Below are 26,822 nucleotides of genomic sequence, written 5' to 3'. Positions count from 1 at the left end.
TTACTGCCAGTTATATTGCCAAATACCTGAGTCATCACTGGTATTCGTCTCGGTCTGCACTGTCCTCACTACCAAATCTAGTTGCTCGTCCAAATTTTGTGCGTTGTACAGATCAGAAATTTGCACGCTTACTTTCGTCTGATGGGCCGTAATCTCTTCTTCCTTGAGCGACCTTGTCTCGACCACAACACCATCGATGATTAGCTCTACAATATCGCCTTCTTCCAAACCTTCATCCAGAGCAATAATTGCTTCAATTGTGTCTCCTAGGACAGGCTCACCGAGCTCGTTCTCGTACTGATCTCTTACGATTAAATCTGTTACATACGCTTCGTGCTGCAACATTTGTCGTAGGGTTTGTTGAGACTTCACTTGATGATCTGAGGCAATAAGCTCCGCTAGTGCATCTTGTGCTTGAGACTCGTTTAGAGCTTGTCCTGCGAGCAAAGATAATTCATCGGCAGTCAACTCAACGCCAGTTGCCTTTTGGGAATCGTATTCAACCTTAGTTGCGAACCCGTCCAAAGCATAGAGATCCTCAACAGCAGATTCCAATGCTGCAAACAATGTGGGATCACTTGCAACGGATGGATTATTGTCAGCAACCGACAGTATCCAGCTCTCTGTAAAGACGATCTCCGCTACCGCATCATAATCAAGTGTAATACCAGCATCTATTGCCGCTTTAACGCCTGCGTTGATGCGATCGATATTGCTGATCGTCACACCCTCAATACCAGCCTGCTGATAGGTCAGCAAGGTCGGAGCGGTCGAGTCGTAATCAAAGTCGGTTGCGCTCGAAATGGGCTCAACCACAAACCGTATCTCGTCTAGATTGATATTAGAGTTGTCGCTATTGTCGGTCTTTTGGGAAGCCGATATAGACAACCTAAAACCTGAGTAAGCCTTATTACTGGCCACTGCGAAGCGCTCAATGCTGCTGAGCGTGTTATCCGTAAAGGACTGAATAAACTCCCACTGCCCACTAGTCGCATTCCAGCCTTCAAGGTCGAAAGCAGCAGGTAAACGACTTGGGAAAGCATCACGAACATCGAGTTCTATCTGTCGAACAATGCCCCGATAGTTGGGGTCATTGCTTACCCAAGAGACTTGCTCTGGATTAGCTTGTGATAAGGCGTGATTATTGGCCCAGTACGTCGATGTGTTTCGGTCGAATGCATTGGCAACCTTGTGGGTTGAGTTGTCCCACTGGCTCGTTACGCTAAAATTACCACCGGTACCGTTAGTGGGCACGAACAGGGCACCCTCACCTTGGAAAATTTGGCTCGTGCCGTCGAAGTTTTCAGTGAGGTCGGTAAACGCATTGATCTGTGCCTGAACGCCAGCAGCCACCGCGTCAGTTACCGACAGTCCATCGGCCTGGCTCGATGCAAGAGCTTCCAGTACAGCAAACAGATTTGCGCCATTAACATCAGTGAACCCGGCCTCTACCAATTCAGCAGCGGTAGGTGCCTCCACATTGGCGCCAGCTTTCAGAGCATATTGCTCGATACCCAGGCTAATCGCTTGGGCGCGAGCCTCAGCTAAAACAGCTGTGCGATCTGTTAGATCAAGTGTTGGGTGTTCGAGCAGCGCCAACAAAATATCACCACTGGTCTCCGCCGTAACCATAGGCAACTCCAGCGCGGTGAACAAACTACTGTCGACCACAACGTCATATACGTTGAATTGAAGCTCGTCTAAATTTACTTTTGAGCTACTGTGACTGCTGTTTGCACTCGTTATGTTGAGGCGGTACCCAACAAATGCTTGACGCGCAACATCGGAATCAACTGAAAATGTTTTGTCGCTACTAGTAGATGTATTGAAGTAGGTTTGGATATCTACCCATGATCCCGTAAGCGGATCAAGACCTTGTAGCGTAAAGTCTCTCGGCGTGCGGTCAGTTGATCCTGACTCCTCACGGTATTCGTAGCTGAAAGATTGAATACGCGTCCATCTCGTGACGTCACCCTGATACCCTAATAGAAGTGGATTGCTGGAAGTTAAACTCCCATCGTCTGCAAAGTATGTAGCGCCGCTATCATCAAAGAGACGCCATGCGGGATAGGACGCCGCCTGATATGGGTTGTTTTCAATAACACCACTAACATCACCACTGAGCCTTGGCACATACTCCCTTAGATTTCCAACAGTAGTAAGAGCCATAGCGAGCGATCGATCAGCACCGAATTCGGCTTTTTCAGACAACAGGTTCATCAATGCACTGGGCTGGAGTACCTGCTGTGATACGAAGGCGGTCATGGCAGCGATATCCGTTAAATCGCTGCTGGTCGCCGCGTCTCGCCACTGCTGGTCAAGATAAGAGCGGCTAACCTCGCCAATGTCGTTAAAGCCAAGCTCCAAGTAGAAATCAGCAGTTAGGGTTTCGTTGTTGTTGTTAACAACGCGATTGATTTCACTAATTAGGAAATCCTCTCGCGCCGCATCCACGGCCTGCTGCAACGCCGTATTGGAACTAAACAAGGTAGCGTCGCTCGCCTGCGCGGTGACCAGCGCCGCCGAGATAAAGGCCGCGTTGTAAGCATTTATGCCCTGAATTCCCGCCTCGTCGAAAAGGTCCGCGCCCTTGGTGTTGAACCACAACTCATTGATAACGGTGATACCATCGTCGGGCGCTTGTAGATAGAGACGGAATCCGCTGTAAGCCTTATCACTATCTACATCAATAGTTTGCGTTCCCGCATTCGTACTATGAGCGTCACTGTAATGAATGTTCTCCCATCGCTGCCATGTGGCGTTATAGCCTTGTATCCAGAAGCCTGTCGTTATTTCCCCGGTAGTACGTAAATTAATGCTCACGCTGTCTAACACGCGAGGACCGATCAACTGATAGATATCGTAGATGCCAATTATGCCCTCCGGCTCCCCCGCATACACGTCGGCAACATTGTAATCACTGGCATATCCATTTCCGGCGCCGCTTTCAGTACCATCAAAGATTTCATAATGGGCATCCCAACCCGGACCCCACCAAGATTTAGCAAACACAAACCCGTCTACTAACGGGCTAGAGGCCGTCATATTATTTTCAACAAATGTGCCGTCCGCTAGCGCTTTTTGATAGTTGTCAGTGTCGGCTGAGATCGCGTTAACAAAATCAAACAGCGCTTCAAACTGATGGTTCTGATGATCAATGAGCTCTTGAATCTCTGATAAGCGCAGCGCTGCTCCGCGTGGGTCATTCAGGAGTAGCGTATTAATTCGGTCGATATTGTTCGCGTTCACACCAACAAGACCCGCGTCCGCGTAAACGCTTGGGTCTGTTACGGCACTTTCGTGCCGAATCATTGATTGGAGCGCCGCTTCGTGTGCCAACACATCATCAACTATCGGCTTCAACGTCGCGTGACTGATTACCGCTGGTTTTATCTCTGATGCCAAACGAACGTTCATCGCTTGTACGGCTGTATCTGTTATGTTGCCGAAACCGAGGTCCCTGTAGTCCGAAAGCGTTAACGTGGTGGCAACGCTCTGAGTTATGTACTCCACCTCCGATACGCCAAAATCTACCTGATCGTATTCGGACAGATCACCAATATGATCGAGCATTTCCAGTCTGAAACCGTTATATGGCGTACTAGATTCAATATTGAAACTCATTGGCCACTGCAAAGTGTTTGGACCTTGCAAATAGGCGACTAACTCCCACTCATCACTCTCTGGATTGTAGCCCCACACGTTAAATTCTTCCGGCGCACCATTGCGCCAGTTAGCGTTAGATGAGTTTGGCCAAATTCTTACCTCTTTTAGAATCTCTGCCGGCTTAGACTGATCCCAACCACGTGAATCACCGCCCAAACTCAGTACAGCGAAACCAGCATTATCCTCGGAGAACCAGCCACGTGCATCAGCGGTGTCATCTATCGCCTTTTCGCCATCGAATGCTGTGTAGACGTATGTCGTAGAGTTGTAAGAAGCAGTAGCTACAGCGCCCTGCCCGTCAGCTGTTAACGGCGCGTCAAGGAAGTTAGCTTCGCTGCCCTCAACGCCGACACTGTATGCGTTGCGATCAAGATAATCAGAAGCCTTCGCTGCGGCGTCGAAGTATCTCCCGACGGCCACTTCCATAACCCGCAAGGCATGGCTTACGTCAACTAGATTACCTGTATCACGCAGTGCCACATCGATAGCTGCCGCTACCGATGCGTCGATCGGCGCTTCAAAATCTATGTCTAGGTCAGCCAGCAGAACCGCAAATGCTTGATATTCGGACAGCGTCAGTTTCTGACTGTCATCACCTGCGGCAAACAGTGAGGCTTGATCAAAATAAGCCTCAAGCTGCGCAAGGTTCGTGTGAACAGTTTGCAGGTAAGCGTAGCGCTCCATGGTAGTGGTCAGGGCTGCACCACTCGCTTTTTCTACGAGATCACTAAAAATAGCGGCTTGAGCAGACGACAGTCCCTCAAAGCCCAGTGCGGCAAGTTGCGTCTCGTTAACGTCAAATGTTGCCGGCTTGGTGTAGAACAAAAGTTCGTCTAGGTTAATCCAGCCATCGGCATCGTTAGAACTATCAATACGGATGGCGAACCCTGTATACGCTTTTGCAGGATTGTTTACGTCATAATCAATATCAATGCTCACACCACTGCCACTGTCGCTTGCTGTATTTGTGAGATTTTCTCTAATCAGCTCCCAGTCACTGCCCGTCCAACCCAGTAGATCAAACTGGTTGGGAACTCTCGCGCCATAAGTTGCTCTTGCATCAAATACAACACGGGTGAGTACCTGCGCGCTCGATAAATCCTCGCTTCGCCAACCGATGAATTCGGGTTTTCCAGCACCGCTATGCCAGCCTACTCCGGTAGTGGTAGCAGACGTTGAATACTGTTTATCAAAGACATTGTTTGCGCCCCAGGTAGTTGCATATTTCGTGTAGTCAGAACCATTGTTTCCATAAAGTGGACCCGTCGCATCGAAGACCAGTCCTGCCTTCGCCTCATTACTGAGGTCGTAGTCAGGAACGAAATCTACTTCTGTGGCCGCAGTATCGACACCACCTGCCGACAAGTGCGCTTCAAATCGCGCAATCTGTGCATGAAACGCTGCAGCTGCAGTGCCCAACACGGACACGACTTCAGCATAGCTCGATCCGGTGTCGCTATCACCCAATATCGCTAACAAGCCATTGAGATTAATATCATCTTCGGCAATCCAATCCTCAAAGCCAAAAGCGACGAGGTCGGCGCGGGTCCATGCGGCGCTTGCGTCTCCACCTTGCCAGGCCTCGAGTTTGGCAACCCGCGCCTCAGCGTCTGATACGCGTGTCTGCAAAGTGGTCAGTGTTGGCGTGACAGTATCGGCCGCACCCGCAGTGCGCAGGTAAGCACTCACGTAATCCAGATTAGCCTCAGTCACGCCGTTAATGCCGGCAAGCGCATACGCTTCAACTGTCGCGGTCTGCTTTACGATGAAGCGGAGTTCGGTCAAATTGAGACTGTTCGTCTCGCTCGCACTACTCATTAAATCTTCTGAATAGAGCCGGAAACCACTGTAACTCTGACCTCGGTTTTGAATAGCAACCGCAAATGACAGCTCACCAGACGTCAGGGTGTCGTTATCGAAGCGCTCGATGATTTCCCAGGTCGCTCCGCCGTCATTTGTGCCTTCAAAGAGGAAGTTATTGGGGATACGCGCTCCAAAACTCGATCTGCCAACCCATTCAATAGCAGTGGGAATACCCGCAAGCAAACCTGTTGGATCAACAAACGCCACCCACTGATCTGCAGACCAACCGTTTGTATCCGAGTGGTAAAGTGTGCTTGTATTATCATCAAACGCGTTAACCGCACCTCTTGAGTCGTAGGTTGTCCGCACACTCGCTCCGAATACATAGGCCTCATTACCCGCCGCATCGAGATCGGGGACGAAATCACCCGTATTGAGTGCCGCATCAGAGACCACGTGGAGCCTTGCCAAGGCCGTGGCTTTGAGTTGCTCCGCAACCAGCAGTTGCGTTTCAAGATCCGCCATGGAGGTAATAGCGCCAGCGCTCAGATCGTCTAACGTGCTGATTAATGACGCGTAATCAGTCGCCTCGTAGGTTGATAGACCCAGAAGTTCCAGCTCGGCATTGGTCGGCTGGCTAATACCTGCATCGACAAAGGCCTTAACCTTATCGAACACCACTGCAATCTCGTCAGCCGCGTGCTGCATTTGCGCTGTCTGCGTAACACTTGTGAGTTGCGCAAGCTTTTGCACTACCGCAGCCGCCGTGGCCGCATCGGCAACGCCCTGAATACCCGCCTGCTGTAAATCAGTGAGCGTCAATGACGCGGTCTGATTGGTTGCAATAGCCGTGATGATTGTCTGGCTAGCGGTGTTCACCTCGTCGACGATGGCTTGAAGTTCACCACCGGCGACGTAGTCAGTTGAGAATGTGGTAAGTAAGCGCTGCTGATAACCCAGTAACAGATCTGCGTCCACATTCTGGATATTGAGCGCCGTGAGGTCACTCACACTAAAGCCTTCCGACGCCGTCACCCGATCGACAATGAGATTAAGTTCAGCCATGGCAGCGTCACCCGACGCCGCGGCAGAGGCACTGACAGTCAGCGCGTCATAGGCAAGGTCTTTGGCGAGCGTGTTATTGGCTGAAAAAACGGATGCAGGCGCCGCGTTGAACGTCACGTCGTAGGCCGTCATCGATATTTCATCAAAGCCCACATGGGTGTCGTGTGACTGATCGTTGGGGATGGAAATGCGGTAGCTCGAGTACAATCCGGGCTCATCAACCACAAAGGTCTTGGTCTCGCGCGGATCCCAGTCACGTGTGGCAGATGTAAATTGTGCTCCGGAGTTAGCGGTTACGACGTCACTACCCGCAACAGCATTGTAGATTTCACCCTCATAGAGCGGCAGATAGGCGACCAAATCACTATCAGTCAGTGTGGGTGCCGCCAACATACTGGCCTGAACTTCTTGCTGTGTAAGCTCACGGTTCCAAACAGCTGCCTCGCCAATGTAGCCGTCAAACGCAGGGTCTTGGGACCAGTTTGAGTCGCCAATAAAGTTACTGGTACGAGTCGTTTGGTCAGGTACTTGGGTAGCAAAGGTATGGAACACCTCACCGTTTAAATAGACCGTAGCTGCACCAGCATCCGAGATGCTGAAAGTTATGTGTTGCCAGCCGCTATTAGGGATACTTGAGGGACTTGTGCTCGTTGACGAAGTCGAGCCATCAAAGGCACTCATGTAAAGCTTATTGTTTGTGTTAAAGCCTAAAATGAGATTGGAGTTGGCCGCACCGTTCCCTAAATCAAAAATCCGCGACATAGCTGATTGCGTGTTGCCATCTAGGTTTACCCAAGCCTGCAACGTTACAGCGCCACCCAAGGTAATATCACCTAAGTCTATGGCGCCGTTGTTAAAATCCACTGCACCATTTTGCGCAATCAGCGATTCAGTACCCGTTAACGTCTGGGTATCCGAGTACTCACTTAAATATTGAGATCCATTAATGGGTGTAGCAGACCCCATGCTGGAGTTTGTGGCATGGTTTTCAAGCGTGCCGTCATAGGCCTTTAGGTAATATTCAAGACCCGCCTCATCACCATTCAACGGCGACAGCAAGCTTGCATCGATCTCGCTTTGCGTGAGCGCCTTATCCCAAATACGTACCTCACCCACTTTCATGGTGGGGTAACCATTTGGCCAATTCGATTTGCCAATGAAATTGCTTGTCAGTGTGGTGTTAGAGAAGGTGTGCAGCTGTCCCGCCGTCAGACCTGCACCAGTGCTTTGATTAACGGTCGCGATCTCGGTACCGTCGATATAAATGTGGGGTGTTTTATCGTCTTCCAAACTGACTGTAACTTGATGCCACCCGGTGTTAGGTAAAACACCTGCTTGAGTGTAAACACGTGCCTGCGTACCACCACTAATATTTGTGGTAAATCTCAGACCATTGCTGCCATCAAATGCAAGCAAAACATTGGTGTTATTCTCACCTAAGCCAAAGTCAAAAATTCGGGACCATTCATCAGGTGTTGTTCCTTCCAGATTAACCCAGAATTGCATGGTGAAATCACCATCCATGGTGATGTCAGGTACATCGATGTACTGACTGCTACCGCTTTGCAGCTCAAAGCTGCCGCTTTGATCAATCAGCTCCGACATATTGGTGGGTGTCGCTAAATTCTGCCCACCCACATCAAGATCGACCCAATTTGCACCATCAAAACCTTGGAGTACAAAAGCACCCGGACCACGCGCGGGCATTGCTACGCCGGTAATGGAGAACTCAGTAACCAGTTTTTCGCTGGGCAAATCAACTTGCCACCACTCGACACCATCTTGGGTAACAGCCCAAGAGTTTTGATTGTTACTAGCCGTAGCGACGACATCGTCTAGCGCATCGTAGGCACGATAGTAGAAACCCGCATCATTAGAAGAAGAAGACGTCACGCCATCTACCGTATTGGTGGTGGCACCTGCCGGCATGAGATCGACTGTAGATCGTGTGAACGTTGCCAGGTCATACCAAATAGAGGCGTCGGCGGTGTAGTCGAGGCGTCCCTTCACCACGAACTCTTCAGGCAGGGTCGCCACTACATCGCTGTTGAATGCCGCTTTTAAACTCTCAAAGCGCAAACGTGTATTGCCGCTGGCTTCGGCGCCTAGCGTGATCTCGCTGCTCAGCACTTCGCCGCTGTCTTGATTTGTTATGCCGTCAACCAGACCGGTCGTAGCTGATACGCCACTGATCAAATCGGTTGAGGCGGCAAGGACAGTATTATCAAATAGCGCGTTGTCGTCACCACCGCTTTCGGCAGTGAAAACAGTGATCGGATCATTGGCGAAAGTATTAATCCGCGTATCAAGCTCACCGCGGTAATCACTTACACCGCTGGTCACAATGGATTGCAACTCACTGCAGGTGTCTTTCAACGCCGCATCGGTCTGGGCTTCCAAACGCGCAACAACAAACTCAAGGTTATAGGTGTCAACTCCTTCAAGGCCGGCAGCCACAAAGTCATCCACCGTTAAGGCTGTGTCACCGTCTTCATAATCGGTTAGTAACTGTATCGCAGCGTCAGCCAAACCCACTGCCGCCTGTAAGCCAGCTGCATCAGTTGGCTGGGTACGTGCAATTTGCTCTACGACCGCTGCATAGTTATCAGTTGATACGCCTAGTAAGCCGGCGGTATTTAGGTCCTCTAAAGAGGCAGTAACGTAGCTATTATCAATCGGGGTCTTGGTATTAAACGTAAGCTGGTTAATATTAATGTAACCATCAGACCCAGAATTTTCTTGGTTGGCCGTTGTATCGATAACCAAGCGGAACCCTGAGTAAAGCTTTTCCTCTGGAAAGTCGTAGGCGTCATAGGGTTTGTTTAAGAGCTGTTCTCTCGTAACGGAAAAACCGCCTTGGGTTGTGTTGGTGAAGCTCCCAATCGGTTCCCAGTTCGAGGTATCGGGATTGTATCCCTCAACAGCGAATTCACCCGGCACGCGACCACCCAGGCCAGCACGTGCGATAACCGTTACGGATTGGAATGCGCCAAGATTTGTGGGTGTTGTTGCGGGATCCTTCCAACCCAAAATGGCTGAGTTGGACCCATTCAAAGCGCCTTCACTGTGAGCACCATTGCTGTCGCCTGTACCTGTGCTGCTATCAAAGGCCTTATAAGCGTCATAATTATTAGGTTCGTGCCAATTGAAAAAAGTCTCAACGATACCTGCAGCGTCTTGATCGCTGTTATTATCGATCTGGGGCACGAAGGACGATGTCGTGCTGGAAAGCTCACTAAAGCTTTGTGCGTCGGCAGCAATGGCTAGTGTGTACGTTAGGGCATCCGAAGCCGCTACCAGACCGGGATCCACAACCGCCTGTATTTCGCTGACGCTGTTAAGGACGAGCGCACTATCGAACTTCACTTCGTTGTTGACGGCATAGAGTGTTGTTGGTGTGACGCCGGTGATACCTGCGGCGGCGTAGTCATCGACGGTGAGCTCGCGACCCAAGGTGCCGTTGTTGTAGGCCTCGATAGCGGCAATGGCGGCATCGGCTTTAGCCAGTAAGTAGTTTAGGTCGAGCACCCGGTTGGCATCACCCTCAGCGGCCAAGGCCACCTGGGCATTGACGGCTTTCAGGTTATCGATGCCGTTGGCCACATCATCGCTGATGCCTGTGGCAAGGCCGACCGCGGCGTATTCCGCCACCGTAAAGCCTACCTGCGGATCGGCTGGTGTATTCGCTTCAAAGGCTGCCAATTTGGTATTGGCCGAGGCAACCGCGACTTCAATGTCACTGACGGTATGCGTAGTCGTGATATTGGTATTCAGCGCTTTAAGCTGGGTATTAACCGCCACCAGATTGTCTTCAGTAACGCCCGTCACCTGCGCCAGCGTGTAATCTTCCACTGTGGGTGCGGTTGAACCGCCATCGGCGTAGGCTTCGATGATTGCCAATGCCGCGGTTTGGGCATCCAAGCCCTGCCCTGCTGTTTCCAGCTCAGTCTCAAGTTCACCCACGACCGTGGCAACGTTACTCGTAGTCACTGCCGTGAAGGTGCTTCCTTCAACGACCTTGTTCACCGCATAGAGGTTGTCGGCATCAATGCCGTTACTAGTGCGGAACTGGGCACCCGATAGGAGATAGTCATCTAGGCTCGGTTGTGCGGCACGCAATGTGGCTGCAGCGCCATAGGCACCCCAGTCTTTCCACTCAATGTGCAGCACCTCGCCATCAGCACGCACACTAAAGGCTAGATCATCATAACCCGTTACGCTCTCTAGGGCCGCAACCAAGGTCGCTGCATCAGCCGTTGCTAGAGCTTCAGTGACCAAGGTGTCACTGCCAACACGCAGGGTGAAGCTGTCGGTGGCCAATAGCCCCGTCAGATCCATGCTCAGGTGGCGCGGGGTGGCATCGTTGAGGCTACCATTTGCGTTGATTGTGCTATCGCCTGCATCCACGACCGTGCCACTGGCAACCGGAGTGCTGTAGGCCACGATCTTCTCAAGCGCAGCTTTCTGAACCGCCAAGCCCGCATCCACAACCGCCTGCAACTTGGCGGTGGTATCGGCATCATCACGCTCAGCCGCAATCAGCTCACGCTGTACCGCCTCAAAGTTATCGCCGGTGACTTCTAGGAAGGTCGCGTAGTTGTATGTATCTACATCTGGAATCTGCTCTGCGGCCACTTCATCAGCAGCGTAGTTCGCTAAGATTTCGAGTGCGTTGATCACGTTGTTTACCAACGACTTCAGTTCGTCATAACTATCAATAGAGCTCAGGTTGGTATCGCTGCCTTTGTTCATCAGCGCGATACGGATCGCTGCGATGTTATCGGCAGTAGCGCCACTGATTCCTAGGCCGTTCAGCTGTTCAAAGGTAACACCGTTGGTAGCCGGATCTGTTCCATCGGCAAGTACCGCTGTATCCAGCACCGCTTTGATGTTATCCGCGATAGTTTGTAGCTCAGTGACTGTATCGACATCGTCATTCGATTGAATATCGATAATGTCCCCCAGAATACTGATCTGAGCTGTTTTGATCACGGCATCATCGCTGAGCGTTACATCCAGGTTGGTGTAATCCGTTTCAGCAATTGTTGATGTGTCGTTATCGGTCGCATCAGCAGCTGTCAGAATAAGGTTGTAGCTATTAACAACCGCCTGAACCTTAGCCTGAATGTCGCTAGATACTGTGACGCTAGACTGCGCTAAGACATCCAGTACAGATGCCAAATTAGTGCTGTCCACACCTGTTACAAAAATCGCTTCGAAGTCAGCAACGGTTGGGATCAGTGCAGCATCTGTAGGGGTAGGAACAGATTCAGCAAAGTTCACAAGTTTGTTGGCTGCGGTGGCAACGTCTGTAACAAGTGTGGTCAGTTTGGTGAGGCGGTTTACGCCTGAATAATCGTTCGCTGTATTGGCAATCGCTAGGCGGATTAAGCCTAGGTTCTCTGCATTTACAGAGTCGCTCGCTGCACCATTAGCGGTCAGCGTGCGCGGTGAATTTGTATCGTTAGTGAAACCGAGAGTTTCAAGCTCAGTAGCTGTCAGCGCATTGGTGTCATCAAAGGTTGCTGTTGTTTCAAGCGCGGCGTTCACCAACACTTTAGATGCCACATCTGCGAATGTTTGAATTTCAGCTACGGTTGCCTGAGCAGTAGTATCCGCCACGATTAGATCGTTCAGAAGCGCAACTTCAGCATCGGTGTCCATATCATTGATACCAATCAGCGCAATTTCTGCCTGTGTTAGTTTGGCTGCAGAGGCATCCCCAGCCAGCGCAACAACTTTGGCTGCGATATCAACAAGCTTCTGAACCTTTTCCAGTGTGTTGACTTCGCTTGATGCAACAGCGCTATCTAGGATGCTATTGATCAGCGCAATGTTATCACTGGCTGTTCCAGAATCATCAGCACCCTCAACACCCATCGCTTCAAGTTGAGCGACGGTCACTGAATCTGAATCATTCGCGTCCGCTTCTGCTTTAACTGCTTCTAGGGCGTTCACAGCACCGTCAACCAGCGCCTGGACTTTGGCAAGCGTATCGACGGTATCGTAATCGGTGCCAATACCTGTATCTTTCAGGACCTTCTGAATTGCGCTAAGGTTATCGTCAGTTACCGAGGGTGTTGCCACGTCAGCATCGGCGTTGTCGAGATCAAAGCCCAATAAGCCCAGCTGAGCTTTGGTAATCGCGGGCGTTTTGCCTTCAACGGTATCGATCAGAGCCGTCACCGCTTTGCGGATACCCACCACCTCATTAATACGATCAACCCGAGTGTTATCCGTAAAGCTCGAGATCACCTCGTTGAGTACAGTTACCTCGGCTGCAGCACGCGCTGTGGTCGTGCTAAAACCTGTCACACCAATCGACTCATACTCCGACTGCGTTAACGCTGCCGCCGCGCCGCCTGAGGTCGCCGCCGTCAGAACACTCTTGTACAACGTAATCAGCGTGCGCAATGTCGCCGTGTTACTGACCGTTGCTCCCGTCACCTCCGTCGTATTGAGCAGCGAGTTGATTGCAGCAAGATTAGACGACGTCACATCATCAGCGGTCGAGGCATCCAGGCCGTTAATCGTGTCCCATTGGGCTAACGTCGGGTAACTGGTGGTCGCGGTATTGAGTTCCGCGGCCTTCTCAATCTCCGAGAGGTTGTCTAGGTTGGCAACAATGTCAGCTTTGACCTTCGCAAAATGATCAACGGTTGCGTAGTTAAGATCACCATTGCCCTTTAAATACGTGATGACACCGGCATAGTTCGTATCATCAACAAGGCTCAAGCCAAGCAGATTAAGTTGCGCCCGCGTGACATCACCCCCGGCCGCAGTGGATGAACCATCATCGACAGTGTTGGTCGCCAAGAGCGCTTCAACGGCATCAGCCAACGACTGTAATGCCGCAATATCACCGACATCCGTGAGGTTACGCTCGTCAATCAGATGACTCAAAAATGAGGCCGCCGCATTAGACAACCCAGTTATGCCTAACGCTGCAAAGTCGCTTGCCGTCGCTAACTGAATATCATCGTCAATACCAACAAAACCGTCTAAGTCATCATCACTGTTGTAAACCGTGTAACTGACCTCATCTATCAACAGTTCGAAGTTTAATAACTCTAGTTCGTTACCGTTTCCTGTAGCGGTCACGTTGAACCTGTACTGCTGGTATGCATCTGTTGTTGCACTTGGAAAAAGATATGTGTGGCTCGTGTTCTGAGTTTCTTGCGAGTCAGTCTGCGTATCTAGAATAGTCCACGTCAAACTATCGTTTGAACCTTCAAGTGTCCAAGATTTAGGGTATCCGGCATTTGTAGATTTAAGCGTATATCCAGAGAGTTGATACGCCTTATCCGCATCAATAATAAGGACATTAGTAGGATCGCCATCGGCATTTGCATAACCTGACCCGAGGTCATTATCAAATGCCTCATTAAGTGCCCAGGTACTGCCGAACACACTTTCTGTCGATATGGTAAAGCCATTTTGAGTAATCGATGTTGCCGTACCTGATGGGGTATTTGTTTCAGGAATTATGTCTACTGTCTGTTGCGCGACATCAACACTATCTACGCCTCCATCGGCGAGCGTTTCGACTTTAGCCCAGGCATCGACGATGTCTTGTGTGTCGGTTGCGACGCTGCTTGCGATGCTATCGAGCACACCGCTGGTGGAGAGTGACGAGTTGATCGCAGCTACGTTCGCATCGGTTACTCCAGCCACACCAATAGCGGCGAAATCAGCAGCAGTTGGTGCGTTAGCACCATCATTTGCTGCGGCGTATGCCTGAATCACGTTCGCCGAAGTCGCTGTATCGTAGATCAGCGTTTCAAGAGCGGTGAAATCTAGGATATCTGAGTGATCATCTGCGGTGTTGGCAATTGCTAGACGGATTGAGTCTAGGTTAACTGCACTAATCTCTGTGCCCGATACCGCTGGTGTTGCAGGTGCGGTGGTAAAGCCCAGATATTCTAGGTCGGTAAGTGTTAGCGCTGTCGCTGTTGCATTATCGATACCAACGACATCGCTCTCTTCAGCCAGTGTTAACATCGTTGTTAGTGCGGTTGCCTGGTTCTGAAGATCGGTCACCGTATTAACACGAGTGCTGTCGTTCTTAGCGATGATGTAGCTGTTAACAAGAGCGACTTCATCCGCTGAAGTTACACCGGTGATACCAATGTTGTCGTAATCCTGAGCTTCAGCTTCAACGGTGCCATCATTGGCCATTTTCAGAATTAGATTGTAGCTATCGACGATCGCTTTAATCTGACCGTAGTTCGATACTTTCGCTGTTGTGGTGCTCGCCAGTTCAAGTACGCTGTTGATCGCAGCGTAGTCCGTCACATCAGTCACACCCATATCATTCAGGGTGGTGACATCAACAATCGCTGAGGCATCATTGCTGCCCGCCGCTGTTGAAATCGCATTCATTGCTGCGATTGCATCGTTAACTAGCGTTTTTAGTGAAGCGAGATCTGTCAGCGCACTGAAGTCTGTATCGATCGCAAGATTAACAAGTACCTGCTGAATCGCTGTTAGGTTGTCGTCGGTAACATCCGTAAGCACGTTGCTATCGGCGTTATCAACATCAAAACCGAGTAGTTTCAGCTGTTCCTTGGTGATCTTAGGTGTTTCACCCATCGCGGTGCGAAGGGCTGCCTGTACTGCGTTGTAAAGCGCCTGCGTCTCGGCAACGGTACCAACATCCGCGTTTGCTTTGGTATCCACCAGATCGTTGAAGATCGCGATCGCGGCGCTCTGTTTAGCCGACTCACCGGTTGTCGCTTCCAGGCCTGTTAGACCCATGGCGATTAGGTCATCCGCAGTCATCACATCCGTTGCGTTACCATCGGTACCATCAGCAATCTCGACGAGCTTTTTAACCGCTGCAACGACACTTGATAGCGTCGAGAAGTTACGTGCAATCACGCCATTTACTGGCTGACTATCAAGTGAGCTGTTCAGTGCAGCTACATCTGGAATGTCAGCAGCGTCTATACCTACTGCTGTGTAGTCATCTTCCGTGAGGTTATCAACCGCTGTATTACCTTCCGCTGCATCGCGAAGTTTGAATACAGCAGCAAGACCTGCGTTTACAACACTCTGGATGCCTGATGAGGTGGTCGCGATGCCATCATCGTCCGCTTCACGCTGAATGATCAGCGCGTTGATCATATCGATATCATCGGCGATTAGGCCTGTGATACCAGCTGTTTCGTAATCGTCCAGTGTTGGTACTGGAGCATCCGCTAGCTCGTTTGCGTGGTTCGCAATCTTCAGCAGTGCATCCGTGTACGCCTGTACACCTGCGTTAACGATAGCTGCCGCTGTATCGAAGTCGTAAACAGTGTTGCTGTCTTCCAGTGCAATCAACTTGTTGATGGCTGGAAGCGTCAGTTCGGTTACTGCAGTCAGACCTGCAAGTTTGTAGGTCATTACAGTTGGTTTAGTGTTTGCGCTATCGATGGCGTAGTTCAGCACCACATTCAAGTTGTTGGCCTGAACGGTCGCTGCGTTCGTCGCAACCGTCTGAATTTCAGCTAGCTGATCAACCTGATCAGGTGCTTTCTGTTCTACTAAGTCAACGGCTGCGTACAGCTGTTTCTCAGTAAGACCCGTTACACCCGCTGTGACAAAATCTTCCAGTGTTGGGCGTGCTGTGTGCAGTTCACCCATGTTGCTATGAACACCGAAGTTTTTGAAGGTGATCTCAAGCAGACCACTGCCGTTATCAGCAATAGTGAACGGCGCGAGTGTGTAGGCTGAATCTGCTTGGAAAGCTGTGATCATCTCTGCAACGGTTGGCGCAGAGGCAAAAGCACCTGTCTCAAGCGTTACAGTACCTAGGTGAAGCGTATAGCCATCAGCCGCTGCCAATACACCCGGATCGATAGTCTGAACCGCTTTGGTTGACGCATCGCCCGCTGTCGTTTCAGTGCCTACAACATAGGCATCGGCGTAATCGGAGATCTTCGCCATGGCATCAAGCTGGGCTTGAATACCGTTATTCACGATCGTCTGGATATCACCAACCGTAGTGGTTTCGCCTGTCGCAGAACCTAGGATCACCGCATTCACTGCCACTAGGTTATCTGCAGTCACGTTTAGAATACCTGCCGCCGCGTAATCGTCGGTGCTCAGTGCAGTGTTGCCATTACCCAGATCGGTTGCGCCGTCTGAGTTGTTGAAGGTTTCAATCAGCGCTATGGCATCATTAGCCAGACCAACGATGGTTTGAATGTCAGCGACAGAGTCTTTATTACCTGTGGTGGTCTCAAGACGCATCTGCGCGTTAACGGCCAATAGATTATCGACTGTCACGTTAAGCACACCAGCATCTGCATAGGCTGCTAGCTGCTCTGTCGTTGTAAGAGCGGCTTCACCACCTGAGAGATCATCAAGGGCGTAGGTTTCAACTTGGACATCAGATTCAAGGTAAGCGATGGCATCGTTTGCTGAAGTGACTTTAGCCTGAAGCTCAAGAACTGAGTTTAAGTTTTCCGTTGGTGCGTCTAGTTCAACATCTGCTGTCAGCTGCTTACGGATCTGAGCGTTAACTGCCAACAGGTTATCTTCTGTAACACCTGTGATACCAGCTGCTTCGTATGCTGTGATCTGAGTTGACGCATCCGTTGAATCTGTTGCCGTAAGCGGTGCGATGTCGCTCAAGATGTAAGCCAATGCATCATTTGCATCGGTCACGATATCTTGGATTTCAGAGACAGAATCTGCATCACCATCTACAGCAAGAAGTACCTGCGCGTTTACAGCAAGCAAGTTATCTTCAGATACTCCGGTCACACCCACATCCGAGTAGTCAGTCTCAGCTAGTACCGTTTCTGTATCTGCTGCGAACTCTTCGATCTGTGAAAGTTCAGTATTCGCCTGCGTTACGATCGTTTGAATCTGGTTCACAGTCGCTTTATCGGTTGCCACACGGAACTGTGCGTTAACCGCGAGTAGATTCTCTACAGTGATACCTTGGATACCCGCTGCACTGTATGCGGCTAGCTGGTCTGCCAGTGTGATACCTGTTTCACCCTCAGCGATAGTCTCTGGTGCTGCAGTTTCATCTGCAACAGTTGCTAGGTAAGTGATCGCATCGTTTGCATCAGTCACAAGCGCTTGTAGCTCATCGACGTTATCTTTCAGCGTACCATCTGTTACTAGACGATTCTGTGCGTTAACGGCAAGAAGGTTATCTTCAGATACGCCTGTGATGCCTGCTGCGCCATATGCTGCCAACTGATCTGAAAGCGTGATTATCTCTACGTTCAGTTCAGGCGCAACTGTAGTGCTAAGGTATGTAATTGCATCGTTCGCTAGGCCAACGATGGTTTCGATCTCTGCAACAGCGTCTTTGTTCTCGGCTGTCGTCTCTAGACGCATCTGCGCGTTGACCGCTAGAACATTGTCAGCTGTGACGCTTAGAACACCCGCTTCATGGTAAGCAGTGACCTGCTGTGCCTGAGTAAGGTTTAGGTAGTCCTCTTCAAGCGCAACTGTGCTGTCTAGGTATGCGATCGTATCATTCGCGGCAGTCACCTTAGCCTGGATATCCGCTACGGTATCGAGATTGTCTGTTGCGTTGCTATCCGCAGCAAGCTGCTTGCGGATCTGAGCATTTACGGCCAGCAGGTTATCTTCTGTAACACCGGTGATGCCCGCAGCGTTGTAGGCTTCGATTTGTGCTGTAGCATCTAGTGTTTCTGTAGACGTCAGCGGTGCGATGTCGCTCAAGATGTAAGCCAATGCATCATTTGCATCGGTCACGATATCTTGGATTTCAGAGACAGAATCTGCATCACCATCTACAGCAAGAAGTACCTGCGCGTTTACAGCAAGCAAGTTATCTTCAGATACTCCGGTCACACCCACATCCGAGTAGTCAGTCTCAGCTAGTACCGTTTCTGTATCTGCTGCGAACTCTTCGATCTGTGAAAGTTCAGTATTCGCCTGCGTTACGATCGTTTGAATCTGGTTCACAGTCGCTTTATCGGTTGCCACACGGAACTGTGCGTTAACCGCGAGTAGATTCTCTACAGTGATACCTTGGATACCCGCTGCACTGTATGCGGCTAGCTGGTCTGCCAGTGTGATACCTGTTTCACCCTCAGCGATAGTCTCTGGTGCTGCAGTTTCATCTGCAACAGTTGCTAGGTAAGTGATCGCATCGTTTGCATCAGTCACAAGCGCTTGTAGCTCATCGACGTTATCTTTCAGCGTACCATCTGTTACTAGACGATTCTGTGCGTTAACGGCAAGAAGGTTATCTTCAGATACGCCTGTGATGCCTGCTGCGCCATATGCTGCCAACTGATCTGAAAGCGTGATTATCTCTACGTTCAGTTCAGGCGCAACTGTAGTGCTAAGGTATGTAATTGCATCGTTCGCTAGGCCAACGATGGTTTCGATCTCTGCAACAGCGTCTTTGTTCTCGGCTGTCGTCTCTAGACGCATCTGCGCGTTGACCGCTAGAACATTGTCAGCTGTGACGCTTAGAACACCCGCTTCATGGTAAGCAGTGACCTGCTGTGCCTGAGTAAGGTTTAGGTAGTCCTCTTCAAGCGCAACTGTGCTGTCTAGGTATGCGATCGTATCATTCGCGGCAGTCACCTTAGCCTGGATATCCGCTACGGTATCGAGATTGTCTGTTGCGTTGCTATCCGCAGCAAGCTGCTTGCGGATCTGAGCATTTACGGCCAGCAGGTTATCTTCTGTAACACCGGTGATGCCCGCAGCGTTGTAGGCTTCGATTTGTGCTGTAGCATCTAGTGTTTCTGTAGACGTCAGCGGTGCGATGTCGCTCAGGATGAACGCCAATGCATTGTTCGCCGCATCAACTAGACCGCCGATCTCTTCAACCGAGTCTGCTGCTAGATCTTCAGCACGGACAACCTGTGCATTGACTGCCAATAGATTTTCGTCGGTAACCGTCAGAACGCCTACCGCTTCGTAATCGGTGATTGCAAGTGCATCATCACCTTCGGCGTGCGCTTCGATCTTCGCGAGTGCGGCATCTGCAGTTGTAACAGTCGCTTGAACTTCAGCCACTGTCGCTTGGTTCTCTGTAACACGCATCTGAGCGTTTACAGCGAGAAGGTTGTCTGCTGTCACACCCAGAACACCGGCAGCACTGTATGCTGCTAGCTGAGCCTCTTGTGTAATGTTTTCATAATCGGTTTCAACGGCAACGGTTGTCAGGTAGACAAGCGCTTCGTCAGCCAGTGTGACAAGGTTTTGCAGCTCACTGACACTGTCTTTGCCAGCAATGTCAACCACCAGGCGCACCTGTGCATTGACTGCAAGCAGGTTATCCTCCGTGACATCAGTGACGCCTGCTGCGCTGTAAGCAGCAAGTTGCTCGTCTAGGGTGAGACCTGTCTCACCATCTGCCAGTTCGATAACAGCACGGATCTCTGGGGCAACGGTGGTACGGATGTACTCGATTGCAGCATCTGCAGCTTCAACCAGTGCGGTTAGCTCTTCAAGCGAGTCTTTATCTTCTGATGTCGCCGCTAGACGAACCTGTGCGTTAACTGCCAGTAGGTTATCTTCAGTCACACCTGCAACACCTGCCTGTGCGTATACCGCTTCGGTAGGGTTATTCGCAGCGTCAGCATCCAATGCAGTGTGCGCGCTTAGCGTGTTCAGCGCAGTAAAGACGTTGGTTGCTACGGATTGAAGATCAGCCAATGTTGCAAAGTTGTTGTAGCTCTCAACCGCATCACGTGCGATTACGGTCTGCAGTGCCGTCAGGTTCGCCTCTGTTGCATCAGTTAAGCCAAGTAGGATCAACTGATCAACGGTGATGCCAGTTTCTGTATTAGTTCCGTTTACAACGGTCTCGCGCAAAGCGATTACGGCGTTGCTAAGGGCTTGCAGCTCAGCGGCTGTATCAATACCTTCGCTGCTCTGAACATCCATTAGAGAGTTCAGGAAGCTTGTCGTTAGGTCGTTACTGTCCGTCGTATCAAGATCGTTGATACCCAGAGTGTCATAATCGGTCAGTGATAGCGCATCAACTTCGTTAACTTCACCGCCATCCGCCATGCCGTACAGCACGTTGTAAATAGAGACGAGTGAGTTCAGCTCAGTCTGAAGATCAGTCTCACCAACGACCACATCACTGTCAGCCAGGATCTCGTTCATTGCGCCTAGCGCTGAGATGGTAGTACCGGTGCCTGCGAGTACGACTTCGTAATCAAGCTCAGTCGGTTCACCCAGACCACCGTTGATTACATCCGACGCTGCGACTGGATCTTCAGAGAAGGATTTAATGCGATCTGCTGCGGTAACAACAGCATCAACTAGATGAGTCAGCTCAGTGAGTTCGGCCACATCAGTATCGGCCTTGGTTGCCATAAAGGCGCGTACAGAGGCAAGCTGTGCCTGAGTGACGGTTTGATTTAGTAAGCTCAACTGCTCGACGGTAATCGCATTTTCATCAGTCGCCGCTGTTGAGGCATCTTCAAGATCGACGGTGTAGAGCAGTGCGTTGATCGCATCGGCAATCGCTTCAAGCTCTGCCGTTGAGTCGATCTGATCGACGGTTTTATTGATGAGCAGCGATGTTGCAAAGTTAACTGCACGATCATCGGTGAGCTGTTTTACGCCCAGAACGGCATAATCTTCAGTCGCAGGAGCAACTGCATCAGCGTCCTGAGCATTGAAGCTTAGAAGGCTGTTATACGCGTTGATAATGGTCTGCGTTTCGTTACGCACACCGTCCGCTGTAATCACGATATCGCTATCAGCCAGCACGGAGTTGATGCTATCAACGAGCGCCTCGTCCATGTTGGCAAGACGCAGTTTCTGGTATGTCTCAAGCGTTGGGATCTGATCAGCATTGGCGATTGGATCTTCGCTGTAGAGGCGGATTGCATCCATCGAGCCGTTAAAGTCGTCTACCAAGAACTGCAGCTCGTTGATATCCATCACCGCATAAGAGAGCTCGGTGTTGGTGCTCAGGCCGCCATTAAGTACGGTCACCATATCGTCATTGTCGATACCGGTGATGCCAAGGCGCTCGTAATCGGCAAGAGTTGGCTCTAGATCCACTGACTGTGGATCAACCACAAAGCTAATCAGGTTTTGATAGCTGCCAAGCATCGCTTCAAACAGCGTAATATCACCCACCTGAGCGGCACCGATACCGGTTTGATCCAATACTTTGGCAAATGCCTGCTCAAATACCGGTGAAAAGTCTGGGAAACCCAGCGCTACATAGTGCGCGTGCGTCACATCGTCTGCAGCGGTGTTCTGTTCAGCGGCGATGGTGATCGTATCCAGTGCAGCCAGAGCACTAGAGAGCAGTGCATCGATTTTGGCGATGCTGTCCACATCCGAACCGTCATCGGCGGTCTGAGTCAGCAGGCGGTGTGCCAAGCTAAGGGTGTTTTCGCTGACACCCTGAACGCCGATCAGCTCAAGCTGTTCGATGGTTACGAACGGCTCAACATCAGCTGCGGTGCGTAAAACAGCACGCAGCGCTTGCGCTTTCTCTAGATCGTCTGCAGTAAACTCCTGACCTGAGGCTTCCACATCCTGCATCAGGTCAACGGCATTGGCCGCCTGGTCGATCTCCAGTGCTGCCAGCGGTGTGAATTCCAGTGTTTGGTTGTCGGTGTTTTCAACAATACCGTCCACTAACATCTCGATGGTTGCGCGAGCAGAGCCGGTATCGGTATCTTTTACGGCGAGTGCTGCCAGTGCTTCACCGTAGGCTTCGCCAGCAGAGAGACCGTCGTTCTCGTCGAACTGCTTATCCAGCGTTGTCGTGACGCGAGTGCGGGTAATATCAATGCCTTCAAGGCCAAACAACGCAGCGATCTTGACGTTGTAGTCGAGCTGTTCTGCAGACAACAAGCTGGGTATTTCACCCTCAACATACCCGGCTTTACGCACGGCCAGCTCTGTCAGAGGCGAGACAATCACAGTGATGGGCTTGGATTCAGGTGCTGCTTCATCAACACTGAGCATGGCGCGCAGCGAAGTATCTAGGCTAGTCGACTGCTTGGTAAACTCGTTGATGTAGTCGGTTGAAACAGAAGAGTTGTCACGCACCTCGACCAGCATAGGGCCGCGGTAACCGTTCAACAGTGTGATCAACACCTGACCGTCAGCGGCGTCGGTCTCATAATCAACGCGGTAGTCCTGACCGTCGGTCAGTTCAATACCGGTATCAGTAAATAGATGCACACTCGCATCCGAGCCAATAAAAGGACCCGCCACTGGCGTAATTTGGAAGGCCGTGGTGATCGTATCAACCGGCTGAACCAGCACAGCCGCTTGAGTCAGCGGGTTACCTGAGCGGTCAGCGACAGCCTCAGCAGCGACACTGATCTCGAGCTCACCGCGGAAGTTGTTGTTGGTAGAGAGTTGAATGGTGTAGGTGCGCTCATCAACCTGAGTCAGGCTGCCCTCTACAACGATGGAGTGAGTATCAAAAAGATCGAAGGGTGCAGGCTGAATGAGGTTCTGTTCATCCAAAACTTCGGAGCCATCAGCCGGTTTGATGAATAAAACCGATTCATCAAAGGCTGATGGAGGCTCATCAAAGGTTAGCGTAACGGTGATCGGCTCACCCGGAATCGCTGCAATCTCTGGCTGATCGTCAGTGAGTTCTAGATTGAATCGTTTGGTATCGATCGACAGCGTTGAGTAGTTCAGCGCGCTCGGATCGATATCAACCACAGCGTCATTACCCGCCAGATCAGTGATCTGAGCACCCTGCTCGGCCATGCCCAGTACGCGCAGGTAATCTTTATTGATGTGCTCCTCAGCAACACGGTACTCAAAACGCATGATGCCGTTAGCAAGATCAGAGCGCTCAGCGATATACGCTGCCGTTTGACCGTTACTCAGCGAAAGTACTGGTTCACCGGCGCTGGTATCGACTAGCAGCGCTTCATCAAACTGGATATCAAACGCAACGACCGTATCGATGCCGTAGTAGCCATCGTTGAGGACATCGTTTTCTGAGCCAGCATCTTCAACCAGATTAACCAGCTGCAAGGTCGGTGCGTTGGTGTCTACCGCAACCGGTGACGCATCTGCATTGATCAGTAGGTCTGATCCAAAAGCAGCAACGGCGTTGCCCGCTGCATCAGAGATCAAACCGCCGTTCATGTTGATGCCGCTAACTTCGAGGGCATCAACTGAGTGATCGGTCATTTCGACTTCGTAGCGGAACAGTAGCGTATTGGATGCGGAACCTGACACGTAGGTGGCTACGCCACCGTTGGCCAATTCGAGGGTTGGGCGGCCAGACGCAGTATCAACGTTGACCCATTCGCTGGTCTCCATCTGAATCCAAACGACATTTTCGATTCCGTAACTACCCGCTACTGCGCTAAAACTAACAGCCTGAGGTTCGATACCATCAACGATGACAGTCTCCTGCAGGCGGTTTGTGCTGTTCAGGCTGACGTTGGCACGGTTGTGGGCAACATCGACGAGTTTTGCATCATTTTCGAGGAACGCCAGCACCTGCAGAGGGTTTGCAGAGGCCGCAGGCTCACTAAATTCGTAGTTGAAGGTCCAGGTGTCTGTGCCCGCACCGCTCAGGTAAACAGCCTGTTTACCGTTGTTTAAAAAGAGTGAAGGGGCATGTTCTGGCGCCGATTCGAAGTCGAGCGATTCACTGAATTTAACCGTCAACTGAACGGTATCACCCACCGCATAGGCTCCGGCCTCAGCGTGGATACCTTCGATCTTCGCTTTTACCGTATCGACTGGCTGGAGCAGAACATCCGACGCTTTGTTGGGGTTGCCGGCCTCATCAGTGACAACGCCATCCATCACGCGCACTTTAATCGGCTGGGTGCTATTACGGTCTGGGGTTACAACAAAGCTATATTCGCCTTCAGGACGACCCGAGTTATCCGGTGTCTCCAGGCTTAACTGATCAATGCTACCGCCTTCGACGCTGAGCTTGCTCAGGTCAAAGTCCTGCACCGACTCAGAGAAGTTCACCACCATGCGCACATCGCCATTAACGATGCCGTCCGCATCCGAGCGGATGGTCACGGTTGGGTAAGCGCTATCCAAGGTGTAGTTAGCATCTTGTGACTGACCGAGGCCAAAGTTGCCTGCCAAATCAGAAACTTTGGTGAGATCCAGACTCAGAGTCTGCTCACCGGCTTGCGTGTCTTTCAGCGGAGTGAACGTGCCTGTCCAGGTCACGCCATCTTCACTGCTGAGGTTACTCAGCGCGCCGTTCTCGATGTTGAAGAACTCTGGGCGCAGCTCTTTGATCGCCCCATTAAATTCGATGGTAAGCGTTGCCGCTTCACCCGCGCTCAGATCTGCAGAACCGTTCTCGTCGAGAACGCTGATAGACTCTACTTCTGGTAGCGTCAGATCGATAAAGATGCCGCCTTCAGCCTGCGCGATCGCACCGCCGTTTGGCAGGGTCAGGTCAGCAGATTCACCAGCAACAACGCCGTTGAAAGTCGCGTAATTGGTGCGCAGTTCAGCAATCGCCAGTGCGTCCGACTCAAAATCAGTCGCTTTAACGGCATAGCTGAAGACTAGGCGTGTTGGTGTAGAGGCTGCGGCGTTGTAGGTGGCGATTTCGCCATTGCTCAGTTTCAGCTCTGGGGTACCCAGCGCATCGTTCATCTCAACCGGTTTGTTCCAACCCAGGGCGATATCAATGATCTCGCCTTCGTTGTAGTGACCGGCGTTGGCAGAGATGGTGTTGATGTACGGTGTCGCAGCATCCACCACCACATCCGAGCGGTACGCCAGACGGCTGTTGTCGCTCAGGATCGCCATATTGGCTTCGTTGCCGGAGATGTCCTTAAACACCGAGCCGTTAGTGATCAGTGCATGTACATCTAGATCGGTGGTATCGAAGTCATTTGGCTGAACGGTGTAGCGGAAGTTCAGGAAGCTTGAACCGTCACCATCGACATACTCAGCGACCGCACCGTTACTCAGTGCCAGAATCGGTGAACCGTTGGTGAAGTCGATGTAGACGTTCTCGCTGAACTGAACTGTCAGTTCAACGCTGTCACCTGCTAGGTACAGCGCGTCCTCTGCCGCAGAGATGGTGACAATCGTTGGCGCAACGCCATCAATTTCAACCACTGCATGGTTGGAGAGGTTGGCACCGGGAGTGATGTAAGTCTTAGCGTCGTTACCCGCATTGTCAGTAATGTTGGCACCGTCTTTCACCAGTGCCTGCACATTGAGCGCATCGACCTGATCGTTCTGTACCACGGTGTACTCAAACACCAGCGTGTTGCTCTCGCTACCGCGCACATACTCAGCCACCTGGCCGTTGTTCAGGGCAAGGAACGGTGTGCCGTTCACGGCATCAACATTGACGATCTCATCGTAGGTAACAGCAATCGCGATGGTATCGCCGGCGGTGTAGGAACCGCTCTCGGCATTGATACGGGTAATTTCAGGCGCACGGATATCCCAAGGACGCGCAATCGACTGCTCTGCGTTAAGGTTACCCAGGCTGTCGGTCATCGTGCCTTTACGCAGTGTGACGGTGACGTCACCGGTAGGATTATCCTGTGCTGCCGCGGTAGGCGCGACTTCCAGAGTGTAGACCTGCCCTGCTTGAACTTCAGTAAAGCCACTGGTCACTTTGATGCCGTTGGTCACGACAATGTCGTTCACATCAAAGTCAGTCACTTGCTCACCAAAATCGATGGTGATCAGACGGTTACCGTTGTAGAGCACGCTAGAGCTAAGCTCTGCGACAGGACCCAGGGTATCGATAGAGATCGGGTTAGAGACACTCAGACCCGTACCGGTATTACCGGCATTGTCAGTCACCAGGCTGTTATCCAGCACCAGCGTCGTCTCATCGGCTTCGATCTTCAGCGTTGGGGTAAACACACCCTTCCACACAGTACGCGGAATGACTGTGCCTTCCACCGGTACCAGCGGTGACAGCGTACCGTTGCTGACAATGATGGCATCACGAGGGTTGGTGACAGACTCAGCGAAGGTCACTGTGACACCCGAGGTCTCACCGGCAATCAAGGCGTCGCTATCAAAGGTGATCACACCTTCTGGGCGCTCACCGTCAAAGGTAATATCGTATTTAGCCGCCACTGTGGTGATCTGTGACAGTGACACTGACGCTTCGCCGGTGCCTGACAGTGAAATCAGTGTGCTGTTAGGTGCATCAAAGCTCAGAACGTCGAGGTCTTGAGCATTGGCATCACCCTCTTGGGCGGTGTAACGGAACAGCAGCTGTTTAGACGGCGCACCGCTGACATACTCAGCCGTGGCACCGTTGCTCAGTGACAGTGAAGGCGCATCGCCTTCCAGATCGACCGCTTCAGAGAAGTTAACGATAAACTCAACGC

Annotated in this window: 1 protein-coding gene; it reads right to left on the bottom strand. The window is 51.3% G+C overall.

Annotated features, from left to right (window positions below):
- Positions 1–26,589: an Ig-like domain-containing protein gene (locus XMD579_RS11245; RefSeq protein WP_217364126.1), complete on the bottom strand. Its 26,589-nt coding sequence runs from the start codon at positions 26,587–26,589 to the stop codon at positions 1–3.
- Positions 26,590–26,822: the final 233 nt, after the last annotated feature.

Source organism: Marinobacterium sp. xm-d-579, from assembly GCF_013282935.1.
In the GTDB taxonomy this organism is placed as follows: Bacteria; Pseudomonadota; Gammaproteobacteria; order Pseudomonadales; family Balneatricaceae; genus Marinobacterium_E.
Note: the sequence above shows the minus strand (reverse complement) of the source record. Positions and strands in the feature narration are given on the sequence as shown.